At 72.9% G+C, this 17,620-nt stretch carries 11 protein-coding genes; 8 read left to right on the forward strand and 3 right to left on the reverse strand.

All coding sequences use genetic code 11. From position 1 onward, the window contains the following. Positions 1–11: 11 nt before the first annotated feature. Together IFT79_RS00540 and IFT79_RS00545 are read left to right on the forward strand one after the other, a co-directional pair. The gene (locus IFT79_RS00540) at positions 12–2,387 is read left to right on the forward strand and encodes a phosphoketolase family protein (protein ID WP_192123098.1); all 2,376 of its coding nucleotides are present in this window, start codon (positions 12–14) and stop codon (positions 2,385–2,387) included. Positions 2,388–2,427: 40 nt separating this feature from the next. Further along, entirely contained in the window at positions 2,428–2,706 is a 279-nt protein-coding gene (locus tag IFT79_RS00545; RefSeq protein WP_056048240.1) for a DUF7218 family protein, read from the forward strand. Positions 2,707–2,715: 9 nt separating this feature from the next. Here the strand turns inward: IFT79_RS00545 and ku are convergent, their stop codons facing one another. Beyond that, positions 2,716–3,705, reverse strand: coding sequence for a non-homologous end joining protein Ku (ku, locus tag IFT79_RS00550; protein WP_192122652.1), 990 nt, complete (start codon positions 3,703–3,705; stop codon positions 2,716–2,718). 93 nt (positions 3,706–3,798) lie between these two features. Here ku and IFT79_RS00555 point away from each other — a divergent pair, with 93 nt between their 5' ends. The 3 genes from IFT79_RS00555 to IFT79_RS00565 all read left to right on the forward strand — a co-directional run bounded on the left by IFT79_RS00555 (position 3,799) and on the right by IFT79_RS00565 (position 8,934). Beyond that, positions 3,799–4,686, forward strand: a complete 888-nt coding sequence (locus IFT79_RS00555; RefSeq protein ID WP_056049091.1) for an SDR family oxidoreductase — start codon at positions 3,799–3,801, stop codon at positions 4,684–4,686. Between the two features lie 132 nt (positions 4,687–4,818). Continuing rightward, positions 4,819–7,443 carry an ATP-dependent DNA ligase gene (locus IFT79_RS00560; RefSeq protein ID WP_192122653.1) on the forward strand — a complete coding sequence of 875 codons (2,625 nt, stop codon included), beginning with the start codon at positions 4,819–4,821 and terminating at the stop codon, positions 7,441–7,443. A 57-nt stretch (positions 7,444–7,500) separates the two neighbouring features. After that, positions 7,501–8,934 carry an MFS transporter gene (locus IFT79_RS00565; RefSeq protein WP_173152434.1) on the forward strand — a complete coding sequence of 478 codons (1,434 nt, stop codon included), beginning with the start codon at positions 7,501–7,503 and terminating at the stop codon, positions 8,932–8,934. Positions 8,935–8,999: 65 nt separating this feature from the next. On the opposite strand, the gene IFT79_RS00570 is transcribed toward IFT79_RS00565, so the two are convergent. Next, on the reverse strand, positions 9,000–9,608 hold the full coding sequence (locus IFT79_RS00570) for a MerR family transcriptional regulator (protein ID WP_192122654.1): 609 nt from the start codon (positions 9,606–9,608) through the stop codon (positions 9,000–9,002). Between the two features lie 73 nt (positions 9,609–9,681). On the opposite strand from IFT79_RS00570, the gene IFT79_RS00575 reads away from it, so the two are divergent. From IFT79_RS00575 to IFT79_RS00585, 3 genes are all read left to right on the forward strand, one after another. After that, complete coding sequence (locus IFT79_RS00575) at positions 9,682–10,179, forward strand: DUF4188 domain-containing protein (protein WP_192122655.1); 498 nt, start codon at positions 9,682–9,684, stop codon at positions 10,177–10,179. Between the two features lie 241 nt (positions 10,180–10,420). After that, positions 10,421–15,490 carry a glycoside hydrolase family 3 N-terminal domain-containing protein gene (locus IFT79_RS00580; protein ID WP_192122656.1) on the forward strand — a complete coding sequence of 1,690 codons (5,070 nt, stop codon included), beginning with the start codon at positions 10,421–10,423 and terminating at the stop codon, positions 15,488–15,490. A 144-nt stretch (positions 15,491–15,634) separates the two neighbouring features. Continuing rightward, entirely contained in the window at positions 15,635–16,174 is a 540-nt protein-coding gene (locus tag IFT79_RS00585) for a GNAT family N-acetyltransferase (RefSeq protein ID WP_192122657.1), read from the forward strand. A 93-nt stretch (positions 16,175–16,267) separates the two neighbouring features. Here the strand turns inward: IFT79_RS00585 and IFT79_RS00590 are convergent, their stop codons facing one another. Further along, positions 16,268–17,428, reverse strand: a complete 1,161-nt coding sequence (locus tag IFT79_RS00590) for a zinc-binding dehydrogenase (RefSeq protein WP_192122658.1) — start codon at positions 17,426–17,428, stop codon at positions 16,268–16,270. Positions 17,429–17,620: the final 192 nt, after the last annotated feature.

Consider the following 17,620-nt stretch of genomic DNA (forward strand, 5'->3'; position numbering starts at 1 on the left):
ACTCGACGCCGATGCCACCGGCGACCCCCGACGACCTCGCTCTCGTCGACGCGTGGTGGCGGGCCGCCAACTACCTGACCGTCGGGCAGATCTACCTGATGGACAACGCGCTGCTCACGCGGCCGATCGCGCGCGACGACATCAAACCGCGCCTCCTCGGCCACTGGGGCACGTCGCCCGCGCTGAGCTTCGTCTACGCGCACCTCAACCGCGTGATCCGGCGCGACGACCGCGACCTCTTGTACGTCTGCGGCCCGGGGCACGGCGGGCCGGCCATGGTCGCCAACACGTACCTCGAGGGCACCTACAGCGAGCTGTTCCCCGAGGTGACGCAAGGCGCGGCGGGACTGCAGAAGCTCTTCACGCAGTTCTCGTTCCCGGGCGGCATCCCGTCGCACGCGGCACCCGAGACCCCGGGGTCGATCAACGAGGGCGGTGAACTCGGGTACTCGTTGAGCCACGCCTACGGGGCGGTGCTCGACGATCCCGACCTCGTCGCCGTCTGCGTGATCGGCGACGGAGAAGCCGAGACCGGGCCGCTGGCGGCGAGTTGGCACGCGAACAAGCTGCTCGACGCCCGTCACGACGGGGCCGTGCTGCCCATCCTGAACCTCAACGGCTACAAGATCGCCAACCCGACGGTGCTCTCGCGCATCCCCGAGGGCGAACTGCTCGAGCTGATGCGGGGCTACGGATACGAGCCGCTCGTCGTCGCGGGCGGTTTCGACGGCGAGGACCCGATGCGGGTGCACGAGCGCATGGCCGCCGCCCTCGACCACGCCTTCCTCCGCATCGACGAGCTGCAGCGGGAGGCCCGCGACGGCGACGGCACCGCACGCCCGCGGTGGCCCATGATCGTGCTGCGGACCCCCAAGGGGTGGACGGGCCCGAAGGTCGTCGACGGCGAGCGCGTCGAGGGCACCTGGCGCGCACACCAGGTGCCGCTCAGCGGCGTGCGCGAGGACGACGGTAACCGGGCGCAGCTCGACGACTGGATGCGGTCGTACGGCGCCGACGAGCTCTTCGACGAGACGGGTCGGCCGGTGGCCTGGCTCGACGGACTCCGCCCGCGGGGAGCGAAGCGCATGAGCGCGATCCCGGCGTCCAACGGTGGTCTCGTGCGTCGTGACCTGCACCTCACGGACTACCGTGCGCACGCGGTCGAGACCTCCGACGATCGCCGCACCCAGGCCGAGGCCACACGCGTCCTCGGCCGGTGGCTCGCCGAGATCGTGCGCGACAACCCGTCGACCTTCCGTCTCTTCGGGCCCGACGAGACGGTGTCCAACCGACTCGACCCGGTGTTCGACGTGACCGAGCGGGTGTGGGCGGCCGACATCTGGCCCGACGACGAGCACGTGGCCCGAAGCGGCCGCGTGATGGAGGTGCTGAGCGAGCACCTGCTGCAGGGACTCATGGAGGGCTACCTGCTGACCGGGCGCCACGGGCTGCTCAACACCTACGAGGCCTTCGTGCACATCGTGGACTCGATGTTCAACCAGCATGCGAAGTGGCTCGAGAGTGCCGACGAGATCGACTGGCGCGCGCCGATCTCGTCGTTCACCTACCTGTTGTCGTCGCACGTCTGGCGGCAGGACCACAACGGCTTCTCGCACCAGGATCCCGGGTTCCTCGACGTCGTCGTCAACAAGCAGGCGCACCTCGTGCGCATCTACCTGGCCCCCGACGCCAACACGCTGCTCGCCGTCGCCGACCACGCGTTCCGCACGACCGACACGGTCAACGTGATCGTCGCCGGCAAACAGGAATCCCCCGCCTGGCTGTCGCTGCCCGAGGCCGAGGAGCACGTCCGACGCGGCGTCGGCATCTGGGAGTGGGCGGGCACCGAGGGGACTCCCGTCGACGGGGTCGACCCCGACGTGGTGCTGGCCTGCGCGGGCGACGTGCCGACCCTCGAGACCGTGGCGGCCGCCGACCTGCTCCGTCAGGTGCTGCCGTCCCTGACCACGCGCGTCGTCAACGTGGTCGACCTGATGCGGCTGCAGGACGCGAGGGAGCACTCGCACGGCCTCACGGACGACGACTTCGACGCACTCTTCACGACCTCGAAGCCGATCGTCTTCGACTTCCACGGCTACCCGTCGCTCGTCCACCGGCTCACCTACCGCCGCACGAACCACGCGAACCTGCACGTGCGCGGCTTCCAGGAGAAGGGCACCACCACGACGCCGTTCGACATGGCCATGCTCAACGACATCGACCGCTACCGGTTGGTGCTCGACGTGCTCCACCGCGTACCGGGCCTGGCCGACGAGCACCCCGAGCTGGTGGCGGACGTCGAGTCGCGGCGCGAGGCGGCCCGGGCGTACGCCTACGAGCACGGCGAGGACCACCCCGACGTCACCGGCTGGCAGTTCGGCGCCTAGGGGTGCGACAAGCCGCCGCGCCGGGCGTACGGTCGGGCGCATGACACCGAAGGACGAGACTCCCCCGCAGCTGAAGAACCCCGACATGTACGAGGCACTCCGCGACGAGGGGGCGTCGAAGGAGAAGGCCGCGCGCATCTCGAACGCCGCCGCCCAGAAGGGCAACAGCGAGAAGAAGGTGGCCGCCAAGGGCGGGAAGTCCGGGTCGTACGACGACTGGACGGTGGAGGAACTCAAGGCACGCGCGAAGGAACTCGGCGTGACCGGCTACTCCGACCTGAAGAAGGCCGACCTGATCGAGGCGCTCCGCGAACACTGACCGTCGCGGTCAGCCGGCCTTCTTCTTCGGGGCCGCCTTCTTGCCGGAGGCGGACGAGGCGGGCTTCTTCCTCGCCGCAGAACCCGACCCTCCGGACGTCGACCGCGAGGACTCCTTCTTCGAGGGCTCCTTCTTCGCAGGCGACTTCTTCGCGGCGGGTTTCGTCGCCGACGTCGACGCGGCCTTCTTGGTCGGCTTCGGATGTCCGCCCGACCGGTTCTTCTCGACCGACCGACGCAGCGCCTCCATCAGGTCGATGACCTCGCCGCCCTCGTCGTCGTCCTCCGGCTTCTCGCCGAAGGTGGCGTCCGTGTCGAGCGACTCGCCTTCCTCCAGCTTCGCGTCGATCAGCTGTCGCAACTGCTCCTGGTAGTCGTCGCTGAAGTCCGCGGGCTCGAAGTCGTCGCTCAACGAGTCCACGAGCGACGACGACATGTCGAGTTCCTTGTCGCTGACGCGCGTCTGCTTCTCGAGCGCCGGGAACCGTGCCTCGCGCACCTCGTCGTCCCAGAGCAGGGTCTGAAGCATCAGCACGTCGCCGCGGACGCGCAGGGCGGCGAGCCGGGTCTTCTGCCGCAGCGAGAAGTGGACGATGGCCGTGCGGTCGGTCTCCTCGAGGGTCCGGCGCAGCAGCACGTAGGCCTTGGGCGAGGTGCCGTCCGGCTCGAGGAAGTAACTGCGGTCCAGCATGATCGGGTCGACCTGGTCGCTCGGGACGAACTCGAGCACGTCGATCTCGCGCGAGCGCTCCTCGGGCAGCGACTTCAGGTCGTCACCCGTGATCACCACGGTGCGGTCGCCGTCGTCGTACGCCTTGTCGATGTGCTCGTAGTCGACGACCTTGCCGCAGATCTCGCACTTCCGCTGGTACCGGATGCGGCCACCGTCGGCGTCGTGCACCTGGTGCAGGGACACGTCGTGGTCCTCGGTGGCGCTGTACAACTTGACGGGGACGTTGACGAGCCCGAACGTGATCGCGCCCTTCCAGATCGATCGCATGACGCTCATCTTTCTCCGCGTGCGCTCCGAATGACCACCGGTGGGGTACAGACCCCCGAGCGGCCGAGGCGCGGCGAGGGCACCGTGGACGTCATGAGCCAATACGACAAGAAGAACCCGGTCGACCTCTACCCCGCGCCGCCGTTCCCGAAGCAGGAGCAGTCGCTGCCGGGCGAGGCCTGGAAGATGGACCCCAAGCCCGACCACGGCGAGACCAGCTACGTCGGCAAGGAGCGCCTCACCGGCTTCCGCGGCGTCGTCACCGGCGCGGACTCGGGCATCGGTCGCGCCGCCGCGATCGCGCTCAGCCGCGAGGGCGCCGACCTCGTGCTCAGCTACCTTCCCAGCGAGCAGAAGGACGCCGAGGAGGTGCGCGACCTGCTCGAGGGCGAGGGGCGCAAGGCCGTCCTCGTCCCCGGCGACATCTCGGACGAGCAGTACTGCAAGGACCTCGTGCAGAAGGCCGTCGACGAGTTCGGCGGGCTCGACACCCTCGTCATGGTGGCCGGCCGGATGAAGAGCAACGACGACATCCTCACGCTCACCACAGAGGACATCGACTCGACCATCAAGACCAACGTCTACTCGCTGTTCTGGTTGACCCAGGCCGCCATCCCGCACCTCGAGCCCGGTTCGTCGATCGTGACGACCGGCTCGGTGCAGGGCACGCAGCCGAGCCCGGACAAGATCGACTACGCGCTCACCAAGGGTGCGATCGGCGTCTTCACCTCGGGGCTCGCGCAGCAGCTCGCGCCCAAGGGCATCCGCGTCAACCAGGTCTCCCCCGGCCCGGTCTGGACGCCCCTGCAGCCCGGCTCCGACGACGCCGAGACGGTGTCGGAGTTCGGCGGCCAGGCGCCGTTCGGTCGCCCCGGCCAGCCCGCCGAGCTCGCCGCCGCGTACGTGCACCTGGTGAGCCCGGAGTCGAGCTACACCTCGGGCGCGACCATCACGATCGCCGGAGCGATGCCCGCGGTCTGATCCGCGCCTCCTCGGCTCCGTCGTCCCGACGACGCCACGGCCCGTCGTCCCGCCCCGCGGGGAGGCGGGCCGTGGTCGATCCGGCGGGTCCCCGTCGTNGAACGAGGAACACACGAGACAGGGAGGCGCGCGATGGCGGGCAAGGGACGCGGCGAGACGGTCGAGGTCGGCGGGCACCGGTTGCAGCTGACGAACCTCGACAAGGTGCTCTACCCGGATGCCGGCACCACCAAGGCCGACGTCCTGGGCTACTACGCCGCCGTCGCGGAGTGGATGCTGCCGCACGTCGAGGGGCGGCCGGCCACCCGCAAGCGCTGGGTGAACGGCGTCGACGGCGAGGTGTTCTTCGAGAAGAACCTGCCCGACTCCGCGCCCGACTGGGTCGCCCGGCACACCCTCGAGCACAAGGACCACGCCAACGTCTACCCGATGGTGAACGACGTCGCGACGCTCACCTGGCTGGCGCAGGTCGCCGCGCTCGAGGTGCACGTGCCGCAGTGGCGGTTCGGCCCGAAGGGGGCGCAGCGCAACCCCGACCGACTGGTGCTGGACCTCGACCCGGGTGAAGGCGTCGGCCTCGCCGAGTGCGTCGCCGTGGCGCAGCTGCTCAAGCCGATCGTCGAGGGCATGGGCCTCGAGCTGATGCCCGTGACGAGCGGCAGCAAGGGCGTGCACCTGTACGCCCGGCTCGACGGGAGGCAGACCAGTGCCCAGGTCGGCGAGGTCGCCCACGAACTGGCCCGTGCGATGGAGGCCGACCACCCCGACCTCGTGCTCAGCACCATGGGCAAGGCCGACCGCCGGGGCAAGGTGCTGCTCGACTGGTCGCAGAACAACGGCAACAAGACGACGGTCGCCCCGTACTCGCTGCGGGGTCGGTCCCGGCCGACCGTGGCGATGCCTCGCACCTGGCGCGAACTCGCGTCGAAGACCCTGGCGCAGCTCGAGTACACCGACGTGCTCTCGCGCCTGAAGCGGCGCGGCGACCCCCTGGCCGACGTCTCGGCGCACGTGCCGGTGCCCTCGGGCGAGCTGGGCGAGGACTTCCGCAACACCGAGGCCCCCGACCACGACCCCTCCGAGAAGGTGCGCGACCGCCTCGAGGTCTACCGCTCGAAGCGCGACGCGTCGAAGACCGCCGAGCCCGTGCCCGCCGAGGCCCCTGCCTCGACCGACGGCACGAGCTTCGTCATCCAGGAGCACCACGCCAGCTCGCTGCACTGGGACTTCCGCCTCGAGCACGACGGCGTGCTGGTCAGCTGGGCGTTGCCGAAGGGCGAGCCCGACGACCCGGGCACGAACCACCTCGCCGTCCAGACCGAGGACCACCCGCTCGAGTACGGCACCTTCGAGGGCACGATCGCCAAGGGCGAGTACGGCGCCGGCGAGGTGACCATCTGGGACTCCGGCGAGTACGAGCTCGAGAAGTGGCGGGAGGGCAAGGAGGTGATCGTCGTGCTGCACGGCGAGCAGCGCGGCACCCGACGCGTCGCGCTGATCCACACCGGCCACGGCGGTGGGCGGGCGGAATCGAACTGGCTCATCCACCGCATGAAGGACGACGCGGGCGACGTCGGCTCGCACGACGGCGCTTCCGTCGGCAATTCAGGAGGACGACCGCATCGAGCCCGGAAGACGACCGAAGACGCGCGATCCCCTGAGTTGCCGCCGTCCGCGCGGGCGAATCGGCGAGGCGACGCCGGCAAGTCCTCACGCGCGGCGCACGCGACCGGCGGCTCCCCCGGAGGGTCGGGCCGCGCCTCCTCGGCTCGCGACGGGAAGCAGGAGTTCCCGGCACCCGACCCGGTCGCGCCGATGCTGGCGACGACGGGCGACGCGCACGACGTGTCCGAGGGCGGGTGGGCGTTCGAGATGAAGTGGGACGGCATCCGCGCCGTGGCGGTCGTCCACGACGGCGCGGTCACGCTGACCAGCCGCAACGGCAACGACCTCACCCCGGCCTACCCCGAGCTGCAGGTGCTGGCGGAGCGGGTCGACAGCGAAGGAGGCGCGGTGCTCGACGGCGAGATCGTGGCCGTCGACGAGAAGGGTCGCCCCGACTTCGGCCTGCTCCAGACGCGCATGGGGTTGACGCGGTCGCGCGACGTGGCGCGAGCCGCCGCGGGCGCGCCGGTGAAGCTGCTGCTGTTCGACGTCATGCGGGCCGAAGGGCGCTCGCTCGTGAAGGACGAGTACGACGACCGGCGTGAGGTGCTCGAGCGGATCGTCGAGAGCGGCGGGGCCGTCGACGTGCCCCCGGCGTTCGACGGGGACCTGGAGGCGGCGGTCGCCACCTCGAAGCGCCTGCGCCTCGAGGGCGTGGTCGCCAAGCGGCGCGACGCGACGTACAGCGCCGGTCGACGGTCCCGCGCCTGGATCAAGATGAAGCACCACCAGACGCAGGAGGTCGTGATCGCGGGCTGGCGCGCCGGTGCCGGCCGGAGGGCCGACGGCGTCGGCTCGCTCCTGATGGGCGTGCCGGGCGAGGACGGGCTGCACTACGTCGGCCGGGTCGGCACGGGGTTCACCGACCGCGAGCTCGACGAGCTGTTGCCGGCGTTGCGCGCGGCCGAGCGGAAGACCAGCCCCTTGGTGGGCGTGCCCGCCGTGGACGCCCGCGGCGCCCACTGGGTCACCCCGTCGCGGGTGGGCGAGGTGTCGATCGCCGAGTGGACCTCGACCGGGCGGCTGCGGCAGCCGAGCTGGCGCGGGTGGCGGCCCGACAAGTCGCCGGACGACGTCGTCCGCGAGGGGTGAGGCCGGGCCGTCGGACGACGGGGCATCGATCGGCGCCCGTCGGGTGTTGAGTGCAGCATGAGCACACCTCCCCCCGCCCCGAGCGACGCCGCGACCCTGCGCGGCAGGCGGGTCGTCCTCGTGGTCGCCGTGCTGGCCTCGTTCGTGGCGTTCCTCGACGGCTCGATCGTCACCGTGGCGCTGCCCGCGATCGCCCGCGAACTCGGCACCGGCACGGGAGGCGGCGCGACGGCCGACGACGGCGCGGGCCTCGCCCTGCAGCAGTGGGTCGTCGACGCCTACCTGCTGACGCTCGGGTCGCTCATGCTCGTGGCCGGCTCGCTCAGCGACACGTTCGGCCGGGTGCGGGTGCTGCGCGCGGGCCTGATCGGCTTCGCCGTGACGAGCGTGCTCGCCGCCCTCGCCCCCGACCCGGGCCTGCTGATCGCCGCCCGGGCCCTGCAGGGCGTGACCGCGGCCCTCCTCGTGCCGAGCAGCCTCGCCCTCATCACCTCGACCTTCAGCGGCCCCGCGCAGGGCAAGGCCATCGGCAGCTGGACGGCCTGGACCGGCGTCGCGTTCCTGATCGGTCCGCTGACCGGAGGCGCGCTCGTCGACACGCTCGGCTGGCGCTGGGTGTTCGCCGTCGTCGTCGTGCCCGTCGTCCTCACCCTCGTGCTGATGACCCGGTTGCCCGGCGACGCCCACCGGGGGCGCGACGGTGCTCCCCCGCGGGTCGACGTCGTGGGCGCCGTGCTGGCCGCGGTGGGCCTCGCCGGACCGGTCTTCGCGCTCATCGAGGGGCAGCGGGTCGGGTTCGGCACCTGGTTCGTCGTCACGCCGCTCGTGGTCGGCCTCGCCGCGCTGGCCGCCTTCGTCTGGTGGGAGCGCCGCTCACCCGCTCCGATGATGCCGCTGACGCTGTTCCGGACCCGCACCTTCACCGTCGGCAACCTGGCCACCGTCGGCATCTACGCGGCCCTCAGCCTCGGCACCCTGACCATCCCCCTGGTGGTGCAGGAGCTGGCGGGTCTGACGGCGACCCTGGCCGGGCTCGTCACCCTGCCGACGACGATCGTGTCGCTGCTGTTCTCGACCCTGTTCGGCACGCTCGCCGCCACCCACGGCCCGCGCCCGTTCATGACGGTCGGGCCGCTGATCACGGCGAGCGGATTCCTCTGGATGCTGCTGGTCGCCGATCCGATCGACGTCTGGTGGCAGGTCGTGCCCGGCGTGGTCCTGTTCGGCTTCGGCCTGTCGGTGACCGTGGCTCCGCTCACCTCGACGGTGCTGTCGCAGATCCCGGCCGGCCAGTCGGGCATCGCCTCCGCCGTCAACAACGCGATCTCGCGCGTGGCGGGGCTCGTCGCGGTCGCGTTCCTCGGGGTCATCGCCGGAGGCGCGCTCACGGTCGGCGGGTTCCATCGCGTCGTGATCGTGGTCGCCGTGCTGCTCGGGGTGAGCGCCCTGGTGTCGTTCGTCGGTCTGCGCGACCGCACCCGCGCCTCCTGAGGGCGCCGGCGCGAGGCGACCAGCCGGACGCGACCAGCCGGACGCGACCAGCCGGAGGCGCGGTGTCAGGGCCCGAAGCGGCGCCAGGACGCGTCCTGCTGGGCCAGGCGGCGCAGGGCGAGCAGGAGCGGCTCGACCAACACGGTGCCGAGCACGACGTACTGCACCGCGGCGTCCACCGAATCGACCGGGATGCCCGCGATCTCGGCCTCGGCGACCTCGGCCATCGACCGCGCGTAGCCATCGAGCGTCCCGTCGGGCAGCTCGAACCCCGCGGCCTCGAGTCCGTCGACCGCGACCTCGAGGGCGGCGAGCACGTCGGCCGACCCCGGATCGATCGTCCACCCCCACCCGGCCACGAGCGCTTCGGCCCGCGACAGGTCGACGCCCTCTGGGGCCGTCGTCGTGACGGCCGACTGGGCGACGCCGAGCACCTCGGCGACCGTCTCGTGCTCACCGTCGAGCTGCCCGAGGACGGCGCGCGCGCCGGCGACGCTGAGCCCGCCCGCGCCGAGCAACGCCCGGACGAGCCGCAGGCGGCGCACGTGGTTGTCCCCGTACCGGGCCTGGGTGGCGCTGGTGCGCTCGCCCTCGGGCAGCAGCCCCTCGCGCAGGTAGTACTTGATCGTGGCGACCGGCACCCCGGTCGTCTCGGCGAGCTGGGAGATGCGCACGGACTGCCCCTTGACATTGGATAGCGCGACTCTCCAATATTGGAGAGCACTACTATCCATCTAAGGAGACATCATGTCGAGAGTCAACCCGGGCCGCACCACGCACGAGCACGACGGCGAACTCGTCGTCTTCCTGATCGGCATGACCGTCAACCGCTGGTGGCGGCCCGACCAGTGGGGGCCGGTGTTCGCGGCGATGGGACCGATGCTCACCGAGTTGTTCCGTGATCCCGAGAGCGGGCTCGCGGGCATGAGGCTGACGCTCGGACGTGGCGGGCCGGTGCTCGTGCAGTACTGGACGTCGCTCGAGAAGCTCTACGCCTATGCCAGCTCGCCGCAGCAGGCGCACCGGCCGGCCTGGACGGCGTTCAACCGTCGGGCACGCAAGGCCCCGGGGGCCGTCGGCATCTGGCACGAGACCTTCGTGGTCGAGCGCGCCGAGAGCATGTACGTCGGCATGGCACCGTCGGGGCTGGCCCGGGCGACCAGGTCGGTGCCGGTCGGTCCGCGCAGCGACACCGCGCGGGCCCGGGCCGCGAGCGGCCGGACCCCCGGCACCGCGTCGGCCTGACGCCGCGTGCCGCCCTGCCGCGCCGCGTCCGTCACCGCACCGCGTGTCGTGCACCGCACCCGGTCGAGACGGGGTGCCGTGCACGGGACGCGGTGCGCTGTCGGCCGGTCGCGTCAAGCCCCCACGGGCCCCATTGCCCTCGAGTCGCCTGTGACCCTACGATGAGCCAGACGTGAGCCGCCCTCGTTCGGGGGTGGCTCCAGCTCTGTCGTGAGACAGCCGTGATTACAAGGGAGTAATCGTGTCCGCTGCCCCTGCCCGCTCCTCCTCGACCCCTCGGTCGCGAGCCCCGCGCCGTCCGCGCCGCGGTCTGGCGCTCGCCGCCGGGACCGCCGCCGCGGCCCTGCTGCTCAGCGGCCTGCCCGCGATCGCCGCGCAGGCCGCACCGGTCGACCTCGCCCGCTTCGGCACGGTGACCGCCTCGGCGAGCCAGGCCGACGGCGACGGCACGTTCCCCGCCGAGGCCCTCATCGACGGCGATCCGGCGACCCGCTGGGCGAGCGGCAACGGGCCCGACGAGGACGTCGAGTTCACCGCGTCGGTGATCCTCGACCTCGGCGGCACCGCCCGCGTCGACGCGATCGGCCTCGACTGGGAGGCCTCGTACGCGACCGACTACACGGTCGACGTCACGTCGGGCGACCCGACCCTGCCCGCGAGCTGGACCACCGCGCAGACCGTCGCGAGCGACGGCGGCCGCGACGACGTGACCCTGTCGACGCCCACCGAGGCCCGGTACGTGCGCGTCAGCATGCTGCACCGGTCGGCCGCGACCTGGGACCCGGCGCGCCCCCACTTCTACGGCTACTCGGCCTTCGGCCTGCAGGTCTTCGGTGAGGCCGAGACGCGCTCGGTCACCTTCGACCGGTCGACCGCGACCGTCGCGGCCGGCCAGACCCTGACCGCGGGCCTCAGCCTGACCGGTCCGAGCGACGAGCCGGTCACCGTCCGGGTGCGCTCCACCGGCGGCACGGCGGTGGCGGGCACCGACTACACGGCGCTCGACGAGACCGTCACCTTCGCGCCCGGCGAGACCAGCGCCTCCGTGGACCTCGTCACGACCTCGACGGGCGCCCTCACGCCCCGCAGGTCGATCGAGCTGACCGCGTCCGAGCCGAGCGACCCGACGGTCGTCGGCACGCGGGCCACGCTCACCGTGGCGCTCACCCCGACGGGCACCCTGCCGAACGTCGGCGCGAGCACGGTGCTCGACGACTTCGAGGGCGGCGTGCCGAGCGGCTATTTCGGCTGGGGCCAGAGCCCCGCCGTCACCCCGACCCTCGAGACCGGGGAGGCGCAGCGCGAGGGAGCGACCGGCGTCCAGGCCCTGCGCGTCACCGTCGCCGGCCCGACCACCGCCGAGAGCTGGTTCGGCTTCTCGCACGACGTCCCCGCCACGGACTGGAGCGACCACGACGGCTTCTCGTTCTGGTTCAAGGGCGCCGCCTCGGGCCTGCCCCTGCGCTACGAGCTGAAGAACGGCGACGGCGCCCTCTTCGAGCAGACCGTCGTCGACGACAGCGCGGATTGGAAGCAGGTCAGCGTGCTGTTCGCCGACCTCCGTCAGAAGGGCCAGCCGTCCAGCGACCTGCGCTTCGACCCGTCGGCGTCGACCGGCTTCGCCGTGACCCTGACCGGCCTCGGCGCGGGCACCTGGCAGGTCGACGACGTCGCCCTCTTCGAGCGCGCGACGATGATCGAGGACTTCGAGGGCGACGTCCCGCTCGGCACGACGGCCGACCCGCTCGGCTTCTTCACCTGGGGTTCGCCCGCGCCGCTCGAGCCCACCATCAGCCGCGACGTCACCGTGCAGGAGCGCGACGGCCGTGCCGACAACCACGTGCTGAGCGGCACCTCGTCGATCCCGGCCGGCGGCTACGGCGGCCTCAGCCACAACCTCGCCGACAGCCAGGACTGGTCGAGCTACCAGGGCCTGCGCTTCTGGTGGTACGCCTCGCAGGCGAACAACCCGGCCTCCCCGACGGCGGGCGCCGACATCAAGGTCGAGCTCAAGGACGGCGACCCGGCCGGCGGCGACACCGCCGAGACCAGCGAGCTGTGGGCGACGACCTTCAAGGACAACTGGGGCAGCAGCACCAGCCGCTGGAAGCTCGTCGAGCTGCCCTTCTCGGCGTTCACGCCGTCCGGCTACCAGCCGGGTGACGCCGCGACGACGAACGGCACCCTCGACCTGACGAGCGCGTTCGGCTACTCGTTCACCTTCACCCCGGGCACGCCCGCCCCGGTCGGCTACGCCCTCGACGACACGCAGCTCTACGGCACCCCGGCGAGCGCCGCGTCCGTCACGGTCGACCCGTCGCAGGACGTCTACCTGGTGGACGCCGGCGGCTCGGTCGAGATCCCGCTGACCGTGACGACGGCGGGCGACGAGCCGTTGGCGTCGGACGTGTCGGTCGAGTGGTCGACCGCCGACGGCACGGCCGTCGAGGGCACCGACTACGACGCGGCCTCGGGCACCGTGACCTTCGCGGCGGGGACCGCCTCGGGGACGGCGCAACCCGTGACCGTGTCGACCCGCGCCTCCTCGGGGGCCGCCGAGTCGAAGGAGTTCGCGATCGCGCTGGCCTCGACCACGGCGAAGGTCGGTGACGGTCCGCGCGTCGTGATCGGCGCGCACGACCTGCCGTACCTCGACCCGTCGCTGCCGACGGCCGACCGCGTCGCCGACCTGCTCGGCCGCATGACGCTCGACGAGAAGGTGGGCCAGATGGCGCAGGCCGAGCGGCTCGGGCTGTCGTCGCCGCAGGACGTCAGCGGACGCGCGCTCGGCTCGCTGCTGAGCGGTGGCGGCTCGGTGCCCGAGGGCAACACCGCGGTGGCCTGGGCCGACATGGTCGACGCCTACCAGCGCGAGGCCCTGTCGACTCGCCTGCAGATCCCGATGGTCTACGGCGTGGACGCCGTGCACGGCCACAGCAACGTGGTGGGCGCGACGATCTTCCCGCACAACACCGGCCTCGGCGCGACCCGCGACCCGGCCCTCGTCGAGCGGATCGCCGAGGTCACGGCGACCGAGGTGCGCGCGACGGGCGTGCCGTGGACCTTCGCCCCGTGCCTCTGCGTGTCCCGCGACGAGCGGTGGGGCCGCAGCTACGAGTCGTTCGGCGAGGACCCCGACCTGGTTCGCACCTTCGCCGCCCCGTCGGTGATCGGCCTGCAGGGTGAGGACCCGACCGACATCGGCGGTGCCGACGAGGTGCTGGCCACGGCCAAGCACTGGGCCGGAGACGGCGGCACGAGCTACGACGAGTCCGTGGCCGGCACCGGTGCGTACCCGATCGACCAGGGCGTCACGCACGCCGACTCGCTCGAGGACTTCACCCGGCTGCACGTCGACCCGTACCTGCCGGCACTCGAGGCGGGCGTGGGCACGATCATGCCGTCGTACTCGGCGGTCGACCTGGGCGACGGGCCCGTGCGCATGCACGAGAACGCGGCACTGAACGACGACCTGTTGAAGGGCGACCTGGGGTTCAAGGGCTTCCTGATCAGCGACTGGGAGGGCATCGACAAGCTGCCCGGCGGCAGCTACGCCGACAAGGCCGTGCGCTCGGTGAACGCCGGGCTCGACATGGCGATGGCGCCGTACAACTACGGCGCGTTCATCGACGCGATCGTGGCGGCCGTCCGCTCCGGTGACGTGGCCGAGTCGCGGGTCGACGACGCCGTGCGTCGCATCCTCACGCAGAAGTTCGACCTCAACCTGTTCGAGCAGCCGTTCGCCGACCGCACCAACGTCGACGGCGTCGGCTCGGCCGATAACCGCGCCGTCGCCCGTCAGGCCGCCGGCGAGTCGCAGGTGCTGCTGAAGAACGCCGGAGGCGCGCTGCCGTTGGCCGCGGACGCCGACCTGTACGTGGCCGGCTCCAGCGCGGACGACCTCGGCCGCCAGATGGGCGGCTGGACGATCAGCTGGCAGGGCGGATCGGGCGACACGACGACGGGCACGAGCATCGCCGAGGGCATCCGTGAGGTCGCTCCCGGCGCCTCGGTCACCCTCAGCCCCGACGCCTCGGCACCGATCGGCGCCGGTCAGACCGGTGTCGTCGTGGTCGGCGAGCGTCCGTACGCCGAGGGCCAGGGCGACGTGCCGAACAACGGCTCGAGCCTGTCGCTGACGGCCTCCGACCAGGCGATCGTCGACGAGGTCTGCGCCGCTGCCGCATCGTGCGTGGTGCTCGTGGTCTCGGGCCGACCGCAACTGCTCGGCGACGTCGTGAGCGTCGCGGACGCGGTCGTCGCGTCATCGCTGCCGGGCTCCGAGGGTGCGGGCGTCGCCGACGTGCTGTTCGGCGACCGACCGTTCACCGGGCGCCTGCCCGTGACCTGGGCGGCCCGTGCCGACCAGGTGCCGATCAACGTGGGCGACGCCGACTACGAGCCGCTCTACCCGTACGGCTGGGGCCTGCGCACCGACGGTGCCCGCGAGCGTCTGGAGGCGCTGGTCGCCTCCCTGCCCGAGGGCGCCTCCCGAGCGGCGGTGCAGGCCGTGCTCGACGCCGACGTGTGGGACGGCGACGGTGCCGTGACGGACGCCGCCGCCGCGCTGCGCCTCCTGCTCGCCGCCGTCGCCCCGGTCGGCGGGACCGACCTCGGTGCGATGTCCACGGCGGACGCCCTCGTGTCGGTCGCCCGCGACCTCGCCCAGCAGGCGATGGTGGACGGCACGGCGGTCGACGGGTCGGCGGCCCTGACGGCCGACGCCGAGAACGCGCTGCAGCGCGGTCTGCCGGACGTGGCACTGGCCGGGTTCGCGACGGTGCTCGGCATCGACCTGGACGTCGTCGAGCCGACGAAGGTCGTCGTGCCCGGCACGCTCGACCCCGCGACCGCCCGCCCGGGCGACACGGTGTCGATCACGGCGACCGGGTTCGTCGCCGGGGAGGACCTCGCGGGCACCGTGTTCTCGGAGCCGCAGTCGATCGGTGCCACGACGGCCACGGCGGCCGGGGTCGGCGTGCTGCGGTTCGTCGTGCCGGCCGACCTCGAACCCGGGACGCACGTCGTCGAGCTCGAGGGGACGGGACAGATCGCCCGGGCCACCCTGACGGTGCTCGCCGCGGCGGTGCCGGGCGACCCGGGGACGCCGGGTGGCGGGACACCGGGCACGGGCACGCCGGGTGGCGGCGGGTCGGGCACGGGCACGGGCTCGGGCGGCACCGTCGTGGCGTCGCCGGTCGGGCTCGCCTGGACCGGCTCGGGCGAGTGGATCGGCATCGCCCTCGCGGCGTTCCTGATCGTGGCGCTCGGGGTCGCCCTGCGGCTGCGTCGGCCTCGCGACCGCGGCTGACGCGCCCCCGCCGCACCGCGCCTCCCCCCACGAACCCCGTCTCGAACGATGCACCCCGCTTCTTCCGGGTGCATCGTTCGGAACGGGGTTCGTCGTCGCGTCGGCACTGCGTCACCTGAGCGCAGCCGCTGTTAGCGTCACGGGATGCTCACCACCGACCGCCTGCTGCTGCGCCGCTGGCACGAGGCCGACCGTGCGCCGTTCGCGGCCCTCAACGCCGACCCCGAGGTGATGAGGTACTTCCCCTCGACCCGCACGCGTGCCGAGAGCGACGCCCTGGTCGACCGGCTCGACGCCGCGATCGAGGCGGACGGTTTCGGGCTGTGGGCCGTCGAGCGTCGCGACTCGGGTGCGTTCGTCGGCTTCGTCGGGCTGTCCCGTCCCTCGTTCGACCCCGCGCTCGTGGGGCAGGTCGAGATCGGGTGGCGACTCGCCCGCGAGGCCTGGGGTCAAGGCGTCGCCACCGAGGCCGCCCGGGAGGTCGTCCGGTTCGCGTTCGACCCGGCCGGCGCCGACCTGCCCGCCCTGGTCAGCTTCACGACGGCGACCAACGAACCGTCCCGCCGCGTGATGCGCCGCCTCGGCATGACGCACGACCCCGCCGACGACTTCGAGCACCCCGCCCTCCCGCCGGGCCACGCACTCCGGCCGCACGTGCTGTACCGCCTGAGCCGCGCCTCCTGACCCGCGCCTCCTGACGCCACCGGCGACGCCGCTCCGGGCGACGGACCGCCGAGACAGGGGGTACGCGAGACGCGACGGGCCCCACCCGGTGGCCTACCCGGGCTCGACCCCGACCAGGCGGTCGTCCGCGTCCGCCGCGGCGAGCACCGTGCCCACCTCCGCCAGCGGGATCGTCCCGCCCACGAGCGACCCCAGCGGCCACCGCCGCCACGCCTCGGTCGCCCACGCCACGGACGAGTCGAGCCGCTCCGGCTCCGCGTCGCGCACGCCGCCGACCGTGACGAGCCCCTCGACCAGCCGGGCACCGCTCACGCCGACCTCCCCGCCGCGCGCTGCCGCCCCCGCCAGCACCACGACTCCCCCGACGGCCACCCGCTCGACCAGGGCCGACGCCGCCGCGACCCCGTCGAAGGCGAGCCCCACCGTGCGGTGACGCCCCGACCGGTCGACCGACGCGAGCACGCGAGACAGGGCGTGCGGCCCGGTCGCCGCCCCGGGGTCGGACACGGCGACGGCGCCGAACGCGCGCGACCGCTCGCGCCGCGCCTCCTCGGGGTCGACGACCACGACGCGCGCCCCGGCGTCCGTGGCCATGGCCGTCGCGACCAGTCCGACGGCACCCGCCCCCGACACGACGACGACCTGGCCCGCGAGTGACGGCACCCCCGAGAGTCCGAGCACCGAGGAGGCGCGGTGCAGCACCTCCGCGGCCGTCGCGGTCACGCCCGCCACCGGGGCGAGCACGGCCGCGGGCACGTCGTCGGCGACGACCACCACGGTGGTCCCCCGGCGCAGGTGCACGTGGCTCGCGACCGTGCCGGACAACTGCCAGCTGCGCCGCGTGCGCTCCTCGCCGTACCGCTCCCCCGAGACGCAGGCCGAGGTCAGACCCCGATGACACGGGACGCACCGACCGCACGCCACCGTGCCGGACCAGACGACGCGCATGCCGGGCCGCAGCCGTCGGCCGTCGTGGGCGCGGGCGTGCTCGTCGGCCTCGACGACCTGCCCGACCGCCGAGCCGCCCGGCACCACGGGCAGGCACGCCGCCCCCCGATCGCCGAGGGAGCGCACCACGTCGAGGCGGACGGCCGTGAGCTCGACGGCGACCAGGGTGTCCCCGCGCGCGAGGCGCACCCCGGGCACGGCGATCTCGCTGAAGCCGTGTCCGCGTCCGACCCCGGTGCCGAGCCAGACCTGTGCCGACGCCGGCGGGTCGAGGCACACGTCGCGGCCGTCGAGCACGGGACGCATCGGGTCGACCCGCGGCCGCCCCGCCTGCGTCGCCCTCGACATCGTCCCCCACCCCTCGCACCCGGCCTCCGGCGCACGCCACGACCCTAGGCAGGGCGGGTGGCGGACCGGCGAACCGCGGGCGTCCACCCGGTGAACGCGCCGCACCGTCGAGTGGGCGGAAGATGCCGTCGCCCACCCCGTGACCAGCAT

The sequence above is a fragment of the Frigoribacterium sp. CFBP 8759 genome (assembly GCF_014841655.1).
GTDB lineage: Bacteria > Actinomycetota > Actinomycetes > Actinomycetales > Microbacteriaceae > Frigoribacterium.

Excerpts from the sequence above, each read along its gene's own strand:
- IFT79_RS00540 (WP_192123098.1), top strand. The coding sequence starts at position 12 with ATGCCACCGGCGACCCCCGACGACCTCGCTCTCGTCGACGCGTGGTGG.
- IFT79_RS00545 (WP_056048240.1), top strand. The coding sequence starts at position 2,428 with ATGACACCGAAGGACGAGACTCCCCCGCAGCTGAAGAACCCCGACATG.
- ku (WP_192122652.1), bottom strand. The coding sequence starts at position 3,705 with ATGCGATCGATCTGGAAGGGCGCGATCACGTTCGGGCTCGTCAACGTC.
- IFT79_RS00555 (WP_056049091.1), top strand. The coding sequence starts at position 3,799 with ATGAGCCAATACGACAAGAAGAACCCGGTCGACCTCTACCCCGCGCCG.
- IFT79_RS00560 (WP_192122653.1), top strand. The coding sequence starts at position 4,819 with ATGGCGGGCAAGGGACGCGGCGAGACGGTCGAGGTCGGCGGGCACCGG.
- IFT79_RS00565 (WP_173152434.1), top strand. The coding sequence starts at position 7,501 with ATGAGCACACCTCCCCCCGCCCCGAGCGACGCCGCGACCCTGCGCGGC.
- IFT79_RS00575 (WP_192122655.1), top strand. The coding sequence starts at position 9,682 with ATGTCGAGAGTCAACCCGGGCCGCACCACGCACGAGCACGACGGCGAA.
- IFT79_RS00585 (WP_192122657.1), top strand. The coding sequence starts at position 15,635 with ATGCTCACCACCGACCGCCTGCTGCTGCGCCGCTGGCACGAGGCCGAC.
- IFT79_RS00590 (WP_192122658.1), bottom strand. The coding sequence starts at position 17,428 with ATGCGTCCCGTGCTCGACGGCCGCGACGTGTGCCTCGACCCGCCGGCG.